This is a genomic window from Luteolibacter ambystomatis (genome assembly GCF_018137965.1).
Lineage (GTDB): Bacteria > Verrucomicrobiota > Verrucomicrobiia > Verrucomicrobiales > Akkermansiaceae > Luteolibacter > Luteolibacter ambystomatis.
On sequence record NZ_CP073100.1, the window covers coordinates 833,423 to 849,837 of the forward strand.

Below are 16,415 nucleotides of genomic sequence, written 5' to 3' on the forward strand. Positions count from 1 at the left end.
GTCATTTCAATCGGGCCAGGCGGCGCATCAGCCATTCCGCGCACAGCAGCGCGATCATGCCGGCCAGCACCCAGCCGGAGTAATAGAGATCGATCTTGCGGGAGGTGGCCACCTTCGTGCTCACGGCGGTGATCCAGTCCGGCAGGTTCTTCAGGTCCTCCTCACGCAGGAAGCGCCCACCCGACATCGCGGCCATGTTCTTGAGCAGGCGGTCGTCCATCGCGGTCTGCGAGCTTTCGAGGTTGGTGTCGATCACCTCGAACTTCAGCACGCCGTTCGGATCGTGCAGGGTGTGGAAGGAATAGCGTCCCGGCTCCGTCGCCACGAACTCGCCGCGATAGCCGTTGCGACCGGTGCCGGTGAGATTGAGCGAACGCGGGGCCGCACCGTTTTTCTCGATGGTCAGCACGCCTTCCAGCGAGGGCTGCATCAGCGGGGAATAGTCGGCGTTGTAGGCGTTGCCGGAGATCGTCACCTTGTCGCCTGCGGCGTATTCCTTGCGGTCGGTGCGGAGCTGGGTGAGCGACGATGCGCCGTCGAGCAACTGCAACGCGAGCGTCTGCATGATCTGGCCCCACAGGATCGAGTAGTATTTCTCCCCGGTGCGGCTGCGCCAGCGGTGCGTTTCATCGGTGCCGAAGTAGACGCACTTGCCGGAGCCATAGCCCTGCATCGCGAACACCGGGAGCTGGCCGTAGCGGCCTGCGCTGGAAGAACGCGGATCGACGAGCAGCACCTCCGCACCGGTCTTCACGCGCAGCACCGGAGCGACCCAGCGCACGCCGGGGAACTCGCTCCAGATCTTGCGGTTCACCGCCGGATCGGGGTCCATCTGGAGATACGGCGAAAGGCGGCCCTGTGTGGTCAGCTCCAGTGCGAAGGGCTCGGGTTCCTTCTGCGCGTTCCACTCGCGCGGGCGGCTGGTGTCCGGCACCACCGGCAGCAGCGGTTCCAGAGGTGTGCCGGCATAGCTGCCCGGGTTGAAGTTCGGCCCGGCGAGGAAGATGATGCCGCCACCGGCCTCCACCCAGTCCACGATCATCTCCATGCGCTCCTGTCCGAGGCTGTCCGGATTCACATCGCCGAGGATCAGCACCTGCGACTGGAAGAGCTTCTCACGCGAGTCCGGCAGCGATGTGAGGAACGGGGAGTCCGGCATGCGCTCGAGGCCGGGCTCGCCCTCGATCATCACGCACTTCACCTCCAGCCGCTCGTCGCGTTGGAGATAGTCGAGCAGGTAGCGGAAGTCCCAGCGCGGGGCCTGCTCCACCAGCAGCACGTTGAACTTCTTGTCGGTCACGCGCACGGTGGTCGAGCCGCGGTTGTTGTCCTTGCCGATCTCCTCGGCGCGCACCGGCACGGAGACTTCCAGCTTCACCTCGCCTGCTTTCTTCGGAACGAGATGGAAGATCACGTCCTGTTCGTGATCGCCGCCGAGCGGCAGGTTCACCTTGTCCACCGGCTCGCCATCGGCGGTGAGCGTGATCGTGTCCGGCCGTTCATCGAGATTGCGTGAGACGACACGGGCTTTCACTTCGAGACGTTCGCCGACGAATGCGAGCCGTTGCGCGGTGACCTCCTTGATTTCGAGATCCGGTGGCGAACTCACGCCGACGCCGTAGAGGAACAGCGGTACGTTTTGTTCCTTCGCGATCTGTGCGGCCTCCAGCGGTGATGAGCCGTGGTTGTTGCCGCCATCGGTGACGACGATGATGCCGCCGAGCGCCTGGCCGCGTGGTTCCTGAAGCACCTGGCGCACGGCTTCACCGATACCGGTGGCGGTTTCCTCCGCATCGATCTTCGGCCATGTGACCGACGGTTGCTTCTTGTCATCGCCGGTGGTGGCCGCGGCACCGAGCGGCTGGGTGGTTGCGCCGAAGCGGTAGAACAACAGGTCCGCGCGGGCGGCGACTTTCGACCACACGTCGAGCTTGCGGTTGTCGCCGAGCCTGGTGATGAGGTCGTGGCGGGAAAGATCCTTCACCTGTGCGGTGATGGAGTCGGAGGGGGATGAATCGAGGCGTTGCGAGGGATCGACGAGGCCGATGGCCATCGCGGCGCGGTTGAGATCGGCGGGTGTTTCGCGGCGGTCGGAGAGCGACATGCTCTTCGAGGCATCAACGACCACGGCGACGGGTTGTTTCACCGGGCGCTGCTCCTGGATGCGTAGTACCGGCTTGGTGAGCAGCGTGGCCATCACCGCGCAGGCGATCAGGCGCAGCACCATCATTACGAGGCGCTTGCCCCATTTCACGCGCGACGCGCAGCGGAAGTAGGCGACGATGGTGGCCGCGGCGAGCACGCCGAAGATCAGGAACGCCCAGCCGGGCGAAAGCCCCTCGTGGCCGAGCGACCACGTGCGTTCGACGCCGAGAGCGTCCATGGAAGCGATCAAGAGACTGGAAAAGGCGGGCTGCATTTATCGGGCGTGGCTGATGCGGTGGGCCAGTGCGGCTTCCGCCACGAAGAGGGCGGCCACGCACCAGATGAGGGCGGGCCAGTATTCCTTGAGGATCACCAGACGCGCGCCGGGGGCGGCGGCGTTGTCGCGGGAGACTTCGGACAGATCGGTGAGGGCCGCGGGTTCCACGGCACGCAGGTCGGACTCGGTGGGATCGAGTTGCACCGAGAACACCGCCACCGGCTCATTGGCGACGGCGATCTGATAGGCACCCGCGCGATCGGTGGCGGCGTAGCGCAGGACCGCGCCATTGCCGCTGCCGTCACCGGAGACCTGGCCTGCGGTGCGCGCGGCATCCGCGCCGGGACGTTGCAGGGTGAAGTCCTTGCCGCGCAGCGATTCATCCACCGTCTTGCGGAAGACCTCGCCGGGGGAGAGCACCAGCTTCGATTCGTTGCAGCGGTTGAAGTATCCCATCAGCCGCTGGAAGAACGGCACGAACGAGGGATGCAGCGGATGATTCGTGGCGTCCTGCGTTTCACCGGCGCTGAACAACGCCACGGTGCCGAGGCCATAGGTCCACTCCGCGACCGAGGGCGTGCCATCGGCGAAGTTGGCGATCACCCGCGCGTCCTTCTTCGGCGAGAGCGGGAAGTAGTGCGCGAACTTCACCGTGCCGAGATTGCCGTTCGCGGGATCGTTCCAAAGCGTGGTCACCGGATGGGTGAAACCATTCGCCTGCCACGCGATGGGCGGATGATTGGCATCCGCGGTTACCGCCGCCCCGAGCGAAGCGGGCAGCATCTTCGCAAAGGCATCCTGAGACGCCCATCCGACCGGATCGCCGTTGTTTCCCGGGAAGACGGCGAGGTTGCCGCCGTCCTTCACATAGGCATCCAGCGCGGCCAGCACCGGCGCGGTGAGATTGCCCGGATCGCAGAGGAAGACCGCGGCGGGGCGCTGTGCCGGAGGTTTCGCCAAAGCCGAGGGCAGCTCGGCGAGACGCAGCGAAACCGGAGCGAGATAGTAGCGCGAGGCCTGCTCCTTCGGCACCGGTGTCAGCGCATGGGCGAGGAAGAATCCGGCGCGTGCTTCATCGAGCGGCGCGGCATCGGATTCGGCGAGGATCACCTCCATGCGGTTCGCCACATCCACGGCGGCGACGCGGCGGTTGTCGGCCTCGAAGCCATCGGACGGCAGCACGGCGGTGATGCGGTGCGGACCGGCACCGGGGAATTCGACGGTCACGTTCACGCCCTGGGTTTCCCCGGGTGCGATCGCCGGGATCACCGCGGAACCGGCGGGCGCGCCATCGTCCAACAGAAACTCGACCCGCACGCCGCGCACGGTGGCGGCACCGGAGTTCATCACTTCCGCATGGAAACGCGAAGGCTGTCCGACCGCAGGCACGCCACCTTCGATGCGCAGTTGCACCACGCCGAGATTGTCGACCGGCGTGCCGATCACGAAGGGGCGGATGGTGATCTCCGGATGCTCCTGCGCGAGCTTCTTCAACTCCGGGCGCTGGCGGAAGGCGGTGGCCTGGCCATCGGTGTAAATGTGGATATCCTTCGGACGATCATTTGCGCCATCGAGCGCGGTCACCGCCAGACGCAGCGCGCCGAGCAGGTCGCTGCCCTCGTCACCGACACGCGCTTCATCGAGCGACTTGCGGAACAAGGCGATGTCGTCCTCCGGCTTCGCGATCAGTGCGGCCGGTCGTGTGGCGGCGAGATAAAGCGCGAGCGACGATTGCGGATCGAGCTTCTCCTGCCACGCGCGGATGTCCTGCTTCGCCTGGTCGAAGCGGCTGATCGCACCATCCGCCTGCGTCATGCTGGCGGAGGCATCGAGAATGACCACCGCCGCGATGGGACCGCTGCCATGACCATCGCCCCGCGCGGCCCCTCGCATCACGGGACCGGCGAAGGCGAGCACGGCCATCGCGACCAGCAGGCAGCGCAGCACCAGGAGAATGAGATCGTCCATCTTCACGCGGCGCTGGTTCTGCTGGACCACGTCGGTGAGGAAACGCATCGCCGCCCAATCGGTGTGGCGGGTGCGGAACTTGTTGAGCAGATGGATGATGACCGGCAGGCCGATTGCCGCCAGTCCGCCGAGGAGCCATGGAGAGAGGAAGCCCATCTGTTAGGAACCGAGGGTTTGGCGGAAGGCGAGATAGCCGCTGAGCGTCTCGGCGAGGTTCTTGCCGGTGTCCACGAGGAGGTAGTGGGCCTGGAACTTGTCGCAGATCCGGCGCACGCGCGCCTGGAATTCGCCGAAGTTCTTCAGATACGAGCGGCGGAAATCATCGGGCGAGAGCTTCAACTTCGCATCGCTCTCCAGATCGCGGAACTCCCACGTGCCATCGAAGGGGAATGTCAGCTCGTAGGTGTCCAGCGTGTGGAAGACGACGACCTCGTGGCCGCTGAAGGTGAAACGCTCCAGCGCTTTCGAGAAACCTTCCTCGTCATCGAAGAGATCGCTGATGATGATGACGAGCCCGCGGCGCTTCGCCTCGCGCGAGACTTTTTGAAGGGCGGTGCCGAGGCTCGTTTTGCCAGTCGCTTGGAACGCGGCGAGGCGGTCCATGATGTGTTGGATGCGCTGGAGGTTGTCGGTGCGCGGCAGATACTCGCGCACGTCCTCGTCCACCAGTGCCAGTGCCACGGCATCGCGTTGCAGCAGGATGATGTGGGCGAGGCAGGCGGCGAGCACCTTGGCGAACTGGAGCTTCGTGACCTTGGCGGAGCCGTAGTTCATCGAGGCGCTGCCATCGACGACCAGATGCGTGACGAAGTTCGTGTCCTGCTCGTACTGGCGGATGTAGTAGCGCTCGGAACGGCCGAGCACCTTCCAGTCGAGGTGGCGGATGTCATCGCCGGGTGCGTATTCGCGGTGCTGCGCGAACTCGATGGCAAAGCCGTGGAAGGGCGAACGATGCTCGCCCACGCGGTAGCCTTCCACGATCTTGCGCGCCATGATCCCGAGGGCATCGCCCCGCGACACGGCGTCCGCATCCAGGAGATCAGCGTTCATGCTGGGGGATCGCTTTCAGCACCCGGGAGATGATTTCATCAGAGGTGATGCCCTCGCTCTGCGCGCTGAAGTTCACCGCGATGCGGTGGCGCAGGATCGAGGGAGCCACGGCGGCCACATCCGCGCAGCCCACGTAGAGCTGGCCGTTGAGCAGGGCATGGGCCTTCGCCGCCATGATCAGGCTGAGGCTGGCGCGCGGTCCCGCGCCGAAGGCGAGATAGCGTTCGCAATCCGGCAGCGCGCCTTCCTCCTTGGGCCGGGTGGCACGGACGATCTTCAAGGCGTAGTGGAAGACATGGTCCGCCACCGGCAGGGCCTTCACGGTTTCCTGCATGCGGAGGATCGCCTCGCCATCGAGCACGGCCTGCGGCTTCTGGCTCTTGGCTCCGGTGCCGCGCTTCATCACCTCCAGCTCCTCCTCGGCGGACGGATAGCCGACGTGGATGAGGAACATGAAGCGGTCGAGCTGGGCTTCCGGCAGCGGGTAGGTGCCTTCCTGTTCGAGCGGGTTTTGGGTGGCGAGGACGAAGAATGGCACCGGCAGGTCGCGGGTCACGCCGCCGACGGTTACGCGGCGTTCCTGCATCGCCTCCAGCATCGCGGCCTGCGTCTTCGGCGGCGTGCGGTTGATTTCATCCGCGAGCACGATGTTCGAGAACAGCGGGCCGGGGTGGAACTTGAACTGCTTCTCGTTCGTGACCGGATCGTGGTGGATCACCTCGGTGCCGGTGATGTCGCTGGGCATCAGGTCCGGGGTGAATTGGATGCGGCGGAAGGAAAGATGCAGCGTGTCCGCGAGGGTGGAGATGAGCAGCGTCTTCGCCAGTCCCGGCACGCCGACCAGCAGCGCGTGGCTGCGGGTGAGGATGGAGATGAGGATCTCGGAGATGACACCCTTCTGGCCGACGATGACCTTGCCGAGCTCCTGTTGGATGGCCTCGTTGAGGAGGCGGCAGTCTTCGATCACCTTCGGATCGATCTCCGGCTGGGCGCCGTCCGTGGGCGCGGGTGGGGTGAGGGTTTGAGGCATGGCGTTGGGTTGGGCAAGGAACTGATGGAGGGCCTTCCGCCGGGGGCGGAAGCGATCCGGCGATCCTATTCACAGACGCGCCAAGGAAGACGGTTATTACAACGTTTGAGAGGAACCATCCGAAGGGGGGAAAGCACGTACGGACATCCGTGGGGAAAGCCGGGGGCTCCACCAGATCCGAAGAAAGCAGGGCCCCGACAAGGTCCCGACGGGGCCCGTGAACTAGCCCGGAGCCCGCCAGCTTTCCGCGCCTCGGTTCATGAGATCTTCCAGAGGAAGAATAGTGAATCAGGCCAAGCCTGCCGGATGTCCTGCCCCACTCCGGGGCTGGTGGCGAATTTCCATTCAGGATGGAGCGATGTGAGCTTCTTCCACGCGCGTGAGCTCCCGGTGGTATCGAGACTGGGTAGAAGAACGAGGACCTGTGAAGGCACGGTCTCCGGTAGCCGGGGCTTCCCGGTGGGGTGGACCAGAAACAGGGAGGTGCCGGGCCACCGGGAGACCAGTTCGAATCCCTCCGGGAAGCGATCGCCGCATGCCAATATGGAGACGGGAGCGGAATGGGAATCCGGGCTCCAATTCCGGGCGTTGTCCGGCACATGAATGGACAAGCCGGTGGCGGGGGCGGCCAGGATCAACCGCCGGAGTTCCTTGCCGTAGCTGTCCCCCAAGACCGAACTGTCGGGAAGAACGATGATGGATTTTTCTCCGTGACCCGGTTTGGAAGCTCCTGCGGCGGTCAGGGTGATGCTTCCAGAGCGGGTCCTTGTCACCTCCACGTCATGGGGAAGCAGATGTCCTCCAAGATAGATCAACAGCACGGCACAGCAGGCTGTGGGCAGAGAGAGGGCGGTGGAAATGCCGATACTTCTCCATCTTCTGGCTGGTAGAAAGGCAATCCCCGACAGGACGATACATGCGGCGATGGCTGGAACGTACCAGAGCTTTCCAAAGATCCACAACGTGCTGAATACGTTGGCGACCAGGAAAGAAAGGATTGAGGAGCCCGCGCCAAGAACCAGAAGCGCCATGCGCTGCCTCATGGGGGATGAAGTGGCAGACATCGCATCGCGGGCGGTGGAAAAGGCAAACAGGAGCAGAGAGATCGCGAGGAACAGAAACAGCGCCAGCACCGGCAGCCCCCGTTCCACCGCCACGTGGAGATAGCTGTTGACCATGCCCAGATAGCGTTCATGAGCATCGAAAGGCTGGAACCATTGGGTGAAGTTGATGCCAGACTGGCCTTCTCCCCATCCCGACCAAGGGGACACGGCGATCATCTGAAGACCGCCCTTCCACAGAATCCAGCGATTGCCGGTGGAGGCATCCTGGCTGATGAAACGCGGGTCCACTCGTGCGAAAAAGCCGGTGGCTGCGATCAGGATGACGAGCCCTAGCAACCTCGCTGCCGTCAAGCCGCGATCAAATGAGACGGAAGACTTGGGAACCCGGTCGCCTCCACGGTGACGGAGCCTGAAAACCACCCCACTCAGGATGACGCCGGAGAGCAGCGCGGCCACCAAGGCTCCGCGGCTGTATGTCTTGCAAAGCAGAAACCAGAGCGAGAGCTCCCCACCCAGGAGGATGATACGGGTCAGATGGGATCGCCAGTCCCGCGCGGCCATGGAAAGGCTGGTTCCCCATAACCACGGGATGAGGGTCGCGATGAAGGCTCCTGCCTGATTCGGGTTTTCCCATCCGAGATTCCATCGCAGATGTTCTCCGAAAAAATACACACCTTCCATGTGTTTTTTGTATTGGCATCAACGTGTCTCCTCAATAGCAAACAATGAAATAGAAATGGGAATTTTGTTGAAGATTGGGGCGGCGTTTTGTGTGCTGATGATCGGTCGGGCGGGAGCGGAACCCCTGTCCGTGCAGCAGGCACTTGATAGAGCCGGAGACAACCGTCCCGTTCTGGAAGCATCCATCAAGGCCGGGCCTGAGGATGATGTGGTTTACCTGATCCGCCGTGCGTCGCAATACGATCTGGTCAACCTGACCCGGGAGCAACTGATGGAGAATGTGACCTATGCAAGGAAGGTGCATGTGGAACTTCCTTATCTGCAAGGTCGTCTGGATGATGCGATGTGGCGCGAGTGGGTATTGCCCTATCGGGTGTTGGACGAGGATCTGGACCTGTGGAGAAAGCGGTTTCATGATACCCTGATGCCGCTGGCGGCCGGGAAGCATACGACCGCGGAGGTGGCGGATGCGCTGTTCGATTGGATGTGGGGGCCGGATGACAACCGCAGGGTGAAGTTCGGTGTGTCCGAATTCCGCACCAAGTCCGCTGCCCAAACCTTGGAGGTGGGGGAGGGCGCGTGTCGTGAAATGAATCTCCTCTTTGTCGCCATGCTGAGGTCCGTCGGCATACCCGCGAGACACTGCACGGTGGGCTGGTGGTATCAAATCGATGAACGTCATTTCTACTGCGAGTACTGGGATGCTCAGGAAAAGAAGTGGTGCGCGACCGACGCCTCCGACCGGCAGGGCCGGAGATTCTCCCTGCCGAAGGCTGAAGTGGCGAGTGGACGATGGAAGCCGTTGGTGGCGTATGTCCATCCGGCCTACCCGGAGGAACGGGATATCTACGGAAGGAACCTGTGGGAGGGACGCGAGAGCGCGCTGGATCAACTCATCTCCCGGCGAACCATGGCAGTACAGGAAGAAACCCCGGCGAAAAATCCGGTCTATACGGCCTATGTCTGGAACAGCGGGTCCTGGAGGCCGGTGGCCGTCACACGGAAGAGTGGCGATGGCGCGCGGTTTTCGTTCGCGGATCTCTCAAGCACGACGCGCCCGGTGCTGGTGACCGCATGCGAGGATGGGAAGTACCAATGGGGGTTCACGGGCATTCCGGCGGATGGAGACGTCGTCAGGTTGAGAGGGACCGGAGCCGCCGGCAGGTTGGCATGGCCTCTTTCCCTGGAAGATTCGTTTAAAGGAGGACTGCGATGAAAAGGTATGCCTTCGGCGTTTGTGTGTTAGGCATGGGTTGCTTGGCATCCGTGGCGGAGGCTTCGTTTGATGACGGCACCACTGCCCATGACCGCGCGAAGATTTATGAATTTCTGGACAAGGTGGAGACCGCTGTCGGGATCAAGGAATTTGAAACCGTTCCTTATGAACGCGCGAAGCACCTTGCGGAAAGCCTCGGGAACCTCGACCGCTTGTCATTGCCTCCACGGGTGTTCCTGGATCATCTGAAGACGGTGGAATCGGGGAAAAGCAGATTTTACCGCCAGCAGCCGCTTGCACCGGAACAGGTGGATGACTATCTGCTGCCCATGCGGCTCCGCTATGAGCATGCTTCCCATCAGGAATGGATGGTGGAACTCGCCGGCAAATTCCGTCCGCTTGTCAAAGAAGGGACCGGTGTGGACGAAGCCGCTGTCTTGATCACCCGTTGGATTTCAGACCACCTCAAGGTGATAGGGCCGACACGCGCCTATCGGATTCCCGTGTGCGGTGATCTGGATCCGATGACGGTCCTGAGAGGAAAAGCCGGGACGGAGACCGACCTTTCCATCTTTGCCGTGGCCGCTTTTCGTTCGCTTGGCATACCAGCCCGCCTTACCTGGGCTCCGGCCCTGCGGAATGAAGATGGGGGCAAGGTTTGGATCGAGTATCTCCGCGAGAATGGAGAATGGGCGGCCTGGGCTCCGTCCTGCGGCTCCACATGTGACGGAGGGAAGGCCCTGCGTGCGGAACTGAATGGAAAGCTCGTGTTCGTTCTCACGAACCCCGAAGCGCCCCTGGATGTCACCGGGGCCTACGCGCCAATGGTGGAACTGCGTTTTGAATCCGCCCAGCAGGATACCACCGCGTGCATCCTGGTACCCGGCTCCACCGGTCTGGCTCCCGCCGGCGGTCTGGAGTCGGATGGGATCAAGCCGGGCCACGGTATCCGTTTCGCACGTGGCGCTTCATATCTCGCAGTGACCTCCGGTGGGCGGGCATTTTTCCTGTCCTTCCTGGATCCCGGCAAAGATTGCAAAAACATTCTGGTCCGGATGGAGAACGGCTTGCCCCGAATCGAGCAGTCCCCTTAAGTGCCGGTGGATAGATTGTGCCATTCCTGATATCATGAAACCGTATTCCAAGCTTTTTGTCTCCGTGCTGTCGCTTTCCCTCATGGGGGCGTCATGCCGGAAGAGTGATTCCACCGCCTCCGGTGAGGGAAAAGGCGGTGACGCTTCCGTTCCCGAGCTCCGCTCCAAGGCCAAGGCTCCCGCCGAACCCTCGAAGCTCCTCAAGGTGAATTGGGAGAGAGGCATCGCCCAAGCCCTGTCCGCACAGCTGGGCAAGCCCGCGTCCGACATGACCGAAGCGGATGCGCAGTCCATCACCAACCTGAATATCGACAAGAAGGACCTCGTAAGTCTGATGGGGCTGGAGAACCTTGTGAACCTCCGCACATTGTCCGCGAACGGGAACCGCATCTCCGAGCTTCGCCCTTTGCTCGCGTTGAAGCAACTCGAGACGTTGAAACTCAATGGCAATCAGATTTCCGACATCAGCGCGCTGGCGGAAATGGGCAGCCTCAAGAGTATCGAGCTGGAAAACAACGACATCGTGAAGATTGATGCGTTGGCGAAAATACCCAATCTCCAGCAGCTTTTTCTCTCCGGCAACCAGATCACCGATCTCACGCCGGTCTATTCCCTCTCTTCCCTTACCTTCCTCTCAGCCTCCCACAACAATCTGGCGACTCTGCCGACGGTGAAGCCCGGGGAAAACCTGATCTCGCTGGATGTCACCTACAACCGCCTGCAAATCGAGGACGGTTCCGCGGCGAAAAACCAGATCGATGGAGCGCGCAACAAATCCCGGCTCCGCTATCGTCCGCAGCGGGATCCGATTGTGGACGATGGGTACCTTGAGATTGCCCTGCGGAAAGAATTGAAGAAGCCGTTCGGTGCCTTGGCTGCCGAAGAACTCTCCCAGTTGCAGACTCTCGTCATCCCGGAAAGCAATATCCGTTCCCTCAAGGGGCTGGAGTATGCCGTCAATCTCAAGACCATCAACATCCGGCGCTCCAAGGTGACGGACATCGCACCATTGGCCGATCTGAAGGAGTTGCGCAATGTGGACATCAACAGCTCGCGGGTGACGGACATCTCGCCTTTGGCGGGGCTGCCCAAGCTTGTTGTTCTCCAGGTCGGGGGGCTGAAACATCTCGATCTCCAGCTCCTCGTCGCCTGCCCCGCATTGACGATTCTGGAGGCGAAGGATTGCGGTCTGGAGAATCTCAACGGCGTAGCGGCCATCCGCACGCTCACCACCATCGACGTGACCTCCAATCCCGCGCGCACCATCGCTCCGATCTGCCAGTTGCAGGATTTGAAGGTGCTCGATATCAAAGGCACCCGCTTTCAGGACATCGAGTTGCTGGGTGAGATGAAAAACCTCAACCGCCTGGTCGTGTCCTTTTGCGATCTGAAGGACATCGGCTGGGTGTCCAATCTCAAGGCATTGAAGGCCTTGAACGTATCGAACAATCCCATCGGTGAGTTCTCGCCGGTCGCGGCATTGGAGGAGCTTCAGGAATTCCGTGCGTCCGAGACGGGCATGTCGGATCTGTCTCCTTTGAAAGCACTGGCGAAGCTGGAGGTGATCGAACTGAAGGGGAACCGCATCTCGGATCTCTCGCCTTTGTCCTCGCTCCAGGGCGTGAGACGTCTGGATATTTCCCAGAACGCGGTGTCCAATGCCAAGCCGATCTCCGGGTTCACCAAACTCCAGGCGTTGAATGTCGCGGCAAATCCCATCGCAAATTCCCGCGATCTTCCTCCCTTGAAAGGAAATACAAAGCCTGCTCCGGGGGCAGGTCCCATGCCGGCGGCGAATGCGGTGGCTCCTCCTGCCGTGGACGAATAACGAGTGGGGGGAGGCTTGACGAAGCGGGGCGGCGCATCCGCGCCATCCCGCTATTTCCGAGCTGTCACGGCAAGACGGGCAAACCCCGCATCTTCGCGGTCAAACCGGCTGAACGCCGCTTCCGCGAGAGTCTCCACCAGCATGCCCTCGTCATAGACGAAGGCATGCTTGTGCATCCAATGGTTGAGTACGAACGCGGGGGCATAAACCGGAGCTCCTGTGGAACCGTTGGCTACAGGCAGATGCTTGTCCATGTAGTCCACGACATAGCGTTCCGCGTCCTCGCTTTGCATTTCCAGCAGTTGGGAAGCCGCGCCGAGATCATGGGTCAGGACCTTCAGGGTGCCTCCCGGGCGGATCACCCGGTAACACTCTGTTGCCACCTGCATAGCCTCAGCCGGTTCGAAATTCTCCCAGATCCCGTCCGCTTCTATGGCGTTGAGGACCCCGTCCGGCAACTCCAGCCGCCGGTGGTTGGCGAATCCCGGGATGCTGGATAGTGCCAATGGCCCGGCCACGGGTTTGTCCGCTGCTTCCGGGGCGGGACGTTCCATCGAATAACCGAACGCTTCGAAATCGCGGGCATATTTCCTCCCGATCAGTTCGAAAGCCTCGTCATCGTAGTAGTCGGACCAGTTGTAGCTTCGCTTGCTGTTGTGGATGTGCGGGAGTTGTGCCGTGATGCCGAGATCGGCGCACAGGTGCTGCCAGTCATCCTGAAGCGATTCGAACCTGAGAACACGGTCACAACGGATTTTGCCGGTGCTGTCCGTCAGCCAATCGGCCTGGCTCGCTCCCAGGTCATGGCTGATGTAGCCATTGAAGTCGGCCAGCCTCTTGAGATCGTCCGCCCAGGATGGTCCGGTAAAGAACGCTCTGGCTTCCGCACTCGTCCTCAGGAGATAAAACAATTCCGAGAGCGCGCGATCGTGGGGATTCCGAACAACGGTGAAGATGTAACGCCCGTCAACCTGGCCCCGGCGCTCGAAAAAGCGTATGGACTCATGTTGGATGACCTGGCTGAGGACGTCGGGCCTCTGGCCTGGAGGAGCCTTGCGCAAGCCGCCGGGAAGCCCGAAGGTGTCGAGTTGTTCCTGGGTGAAATCCTTTGGATTCTGCACGCCGGTGGCCATGGGGCTCAACGCTCGCTCGATGCTGGTTCCGGCGGTTTTGGGGATATGGATGAACAACCAAGGCTTGGGACAATCCGCGAGCATCGTTCGAAACAGGGGTGCTTAGATAACTCCCGGCAAGATGCAGAAACGGCAATGCAACGTCCACCGCTATTTCCGGGAAAGACCGGACGGAGTGATGTTGAACCGGATCAGGCGGCCGGATGCGGCAATGGTCCTGGTGGCTTGCGGGAGGGTGGGGGAGATTTTCTTTTTGATTGCGGAGGAGTTGATGAAATCCGCTAAATGATTTCGTGAGGATCGGCTGGATCACAGGCTTGGTGTTGGGGATTTGTTGTGTGTCTGCGACCCATGGGGAAAGCACTTGGCTCGAGAGCCTGGAGGCGGCATCCCCCACCGCCGCGAATCCGCTCCTGATTCCCAAAGGGGATGCAGCGGGTCGTGAACGATGGGCGGAATGGATTGCGAACTATTCCACGCTGCCGGCCGACCAGGTACGCTCCAATCCTGCCGCCTCGGTGTTTCCCGGCGCGGTGAAAGGAGAGGTTGGCCGCGTGAAGGGCCGCCGGTTCGGAATCGAGCTGGATCGGGCCTACTGGCAGTTCACCGGACTTTATGCTCCTCCGGGAGAGAAGATAACGATCACGGTTTCCGGAGGCCTGCCCGCGGAGACGAAAATTCGCATCGGCTGCCATACGGATGATCTTTTCGAGACGGACCAGTGGTCACGCTTTCCCGTCATTTCGCGCGAGGTAACCCTGGCCACCGGGAAAACGGAGATCGTCAACCCGTTCGGCGGGCTGATTTACATCGATGTCCCCCGGGATGCCGGCCGGGGAGGGCGGTATCTTCCGACTCATGGCGGATGCGTCTGGCTCGACGAACATCCCGCGCGGGAACCCCGTGGGGTGCGGGAGATTCTCATCGACGGCGCCGTGGAGGCCCCACATTTCCGCTTGGGAAAAACGACTCCTGAAGAGTGGCGGAAACAACTGCGTGATACGGGAGCACCGTGGGGCGAGTTGGAAGGCCGCAACATGAGTTTCGCACTGCCTGCGGATGTTCTCGCCAGTGTGGAGGATCCGGCGGAATTGCTCCAATATTGGGATCGAGTGCTGGACGAAGCATGGAAATTCTCCGGTTTCCCCGGCACCCGGGGACCTACCGAACGATTCGTTCCCGATATCCAGACCGCCGCCGGGCTTCTGCATTCGGGCTACCCGATCGTCGGCCAATATTCACATGCGCGCGAGATGGTGGATCTGGCGACGCTTCGAAGCGAAGGGAACTGGGGGCTGTTTCATGAACTGGGTCACAACCACCAGAGCGATGCGTATACGTTCGACCGCTTTGTGGAGGTCACGGTGAACCTGCATACCCTCTACTTGATGAAGGCGGTTTGCCGCAGGGAACCCGCGGAAGCGCGGTTGGGATGGGATGTCACCGCCGATCTTAGAAAATTGACCGTGGGGGATGCCGGTGTCTTCGAGCGTCTGGCGCTGTATGTGCCGCTGATCGAGGAGTTTGGGTTCGAATCATTCACCCGGACCTTCCGGACGTATTGGGTGGAAGGTGGGATGCCGGAGATGTCGGACAACCAAAAGAAGATCGACGAGTTTGTAAGGCGCTATTCGCAAGCTGTCGGCCACGATTGCAGCGGATATTTCGCCCGCGTGGGCCTGCCATGCGGCGCGCGGACTTCGGCCGGGCTTGCGAACCTGCCGAAGTTCATGCCTCCCGGATTGGAGTGATGGGCGCGGCCGCGGCCGTCACGGCTTGATGTAGACCACCTCGCTGGCCGGATTGGCCCAGGTGGCATACTCGATGTCCATCGGCATCAGCAGTGATCTCGTGTCCATGGGCACGAATGTCAGCACTCCGGAGGGAGCCAATCTCGGATAGATCGCCAGTTGGAACCATTCGTCAAATCCGTAGTTAGGCCACAAGGTCGCATTGATGTTCTTGGTTCCATAACCGGGAAGAGTTACTTCGATCGGCATGGTGCCGCGCCGGGCGTGCCAAGTGAATGCTTTGATCCAGGTGCTCATCGGATAGCCGCCGCGGGCTCCGAAGTGTCCGCCCAGCAAAGGACGGTAACGAACCGTCTCCTTGATCTCGGCGTTGTAGTATCCGGGTACGCGCCAGACTCCGAGTCCGGAATCCGCCATGGCCCGCGTTCTCGCCACCTCGGAGGATGCGAAGCCCGTTCTGTCCGAATCCATGATCGTCACCAGCTTGCCCTCGTCCTCCAGGGCGAGGAACCGCCAGAAGCCGCCCGGGCAATAGCGGAGGGAAGGGCTTTTCATCAATTTGATCTCCCATCCCAACTCGATGAAGTCCGGGATCAGGAAGGCAAGGTCCGAGGCCAGATAGATCCGGAAGCAGGTTTCGGGATTCTGCTCGGCCATTTCCTTGCCATGAAAAAGGACCGGTTCCACGTAGCTTTCCCATGGCTTGAAGCGTTTGATCAATCCCAGGCGGCCTGCGGAGATCATTCTCTCGCGCGTCGGCGTGGGCAGTTCGGGATCGCTCGCCTGGGTATGCTTCCAGAAGAGGGTCATGCTTGCGATCTCCGGCTTGTCCGGCTGGGGGTTGATGGTTTCCGCCACTCCGAACCATTCCTCCAGCTCTTCGAGTTCCGCTGCGGTCGCGTTTTCTTCGAATTCAGCGATGAGATCGTCGCTCAGGTAGGGGAATACTTCAGTCCAGCTCATGAGATGGCGTTGGGTTTTGGCTGCATCCGGCGCAGGATGTTCCGGCCTTCGGGGACGGGTTTCCGCGGACACATGTCGTGTGCCCGATTCCATGCCAAGGCGGGAGTGGTGGCAAGTATGGAAGCAGCGGAAGATTGAGGGAAAAACGGGTCAGAGTGATGGTATAAAATCGGCCAGAGATTTTTTTGCGGGAATGATTAGATTAATGTTGATGT

Annotated in this window: 11 protein-coding genes; 4 read left to right on the top strand and 7 right to left on the bottom strand. The window is 61.5% G+C overall.

Annotated elements, in window-relative coordinates; all coding sequences use genetic code 11:
• Position 1: 1 nt before the first annotated feature.
• The 5 genes from KBB96_RS03230 to KBB96_RS03250 form a co-directional block, all read right to left on the bottom strand.
• Entirely contained in the window at positions 2-2,383 is a 2,382-nt protein-coding gene (locus KBB96_RS03230; RefSeq protein ID WP_211632186.1) for a VWA domain-containing protein, read from the bottom strand.
• 36 nt (positions 2,384-2,419) lie between these two features.
• A complete protein-coding gene (locus tag KBB96_RS03235) occupies positions 2,420-4,546 on the bottom strand; it encodes a BatA domain-containing protein (RefSeq protein ID WP_211632189.1) in 2,127 nt (708 codons plus the stop codon).
• A 3-nt stretch (positions 4,547-4,549) separates the two neighbouring features.
• The gene (locus KBB96_RS03240) at positions 4,550-5,440 is read right to left on the bottom strand and encodes a DUF58 domain-containing protein (RefSeq protein ID WP_211632191.1); all 891 of its coding nucleotides are present in this window, start codon (positions 5,438-5,440) and stop codon (positions 4,550-4,552) included.
• Positions 5,430-6,470: an AAA family ATPase gene (locus tag KBB96_RS03245; protein ID WP_211632194.1), complete on the bottom strand. Its 1,041-nt coding sequence runs from the start codon at positions 6,468-6,470 to the stop codon at positions 5,430-5,432. The genes KBB96_RS03240 and KBB96_RS03245 overlap by 11 nt, the downstream gene beginning before the upstream one ends.
• 257 nt (positions 6,471-6,727) lie before the next feature.
• Positions 6,728-8,215, bottom strand: a complete 1,488-nt coding sequence (locus KBB96_RS03250; RefSeq protein WP_318971843.1) for an O-antigen ligase family protein — start codon at positions 8,213-8,215, stop codon at positions 6,728-6,730.
• Between the two features lie 130 nt (positions 8,216-8,345).
• Between KBB96_RS03250 and KBB96_RS03255 the strand changes: the two genes are divergently transcribed.
• From KBB96_RS03255 to KBB96_RS03265, 3 genes are read left to right on the top strand one after another with little or no spacing between them, the layout of a single operon-like run.
• Positions 8,346-9,431 carry a transglutaminase-like domain-containing protein gene (locus KBB96_RS03255; protein ID WP_211632198.1) on the top strand — a complete coding sequence of 362 codons (1,086 nt, stop codon included), beginning with the start codon at positions 8,346-8,348 and terminating at the stop codon, positions 9,429-9,431.
• A gap of 50 nt (positions 9,432-9,481) precedes the next feature.
• Positions 9,482-10,525: a transglutaminase-like domain-containing protein gene (locus tag KBB96_RS03260; protein ID WP_211632200.1), complete on the top strand. Its 1,044-nt coding sequence runs from the start codon at positions 9,482-9,484 to the stop codon at positions 10,523-10,525.
• Between the two features lie 34 nt (positions 10,526-10,559).
• Complete coding sequence (locus KBB96_RS03265) at positions 10,560-12,353, top strand: leucine-rich repeat domain-containing protein (RefSeq protein ID WP_211632201.1); 1,794 nt, start codon at positions 10,560-10,562, stop codon at positions 12,351-12,353.
• Between the two features lie 50 nt (positions 12,354-12,403).
• On the opposite strand, the gene KBB96_RS03270 is transcribed toward KBB96_RS03265, so the two are convergent.
• Positions 12,404-13,570 (bottom strand): sulfotransferase family 2 domain-containing protein, encoded by a 1,167-nt coding sequence (locus KBB96_RS03270; protein ID WP_211632203.1) that lies wholly within the window; start codon positions 13,568-13,570, stop codon positions 12,404-12,406.
• A gap of 254 nt (positions 13,571-13,824) precedes the next feature.
• On the opposite strand from KBB96_RS03270, the gene KBB96_RS03275 reads away from it, so the two are divergent.
• Positions 13,825-15,237 carry a M60 family metallopeptidase gene (locus tag KBB96_RS03275; protein WP_211632206.1) on the top strand — a complete coding sequence of 471 codons (1,413 nt, stop codon included), beginning with the start codon at positions 13,825-13,827 and terminating at the stop codon, positions 15,235-15,237.
• An 18-nt stretch (positions 15,238-15,255) separates the two neighbouring features.
• On the opposite strand, the gene KBB96_RS03280 is transcribed toward KBB96_RS03275, so the two are convergent.
• On the bottom strand, positions 15,256-16,200 hold the full coding sequence (locus KBB96_RS03280; RefSeq protein ID WP_211632208.1) for a hypothetical protein: 945 nt from the start codon (positions 16,198-16,200) through the stop codon (positions 15,256-15,258).
• Positions 16,201-16,415: the final 215 nt, after the last annotated feature.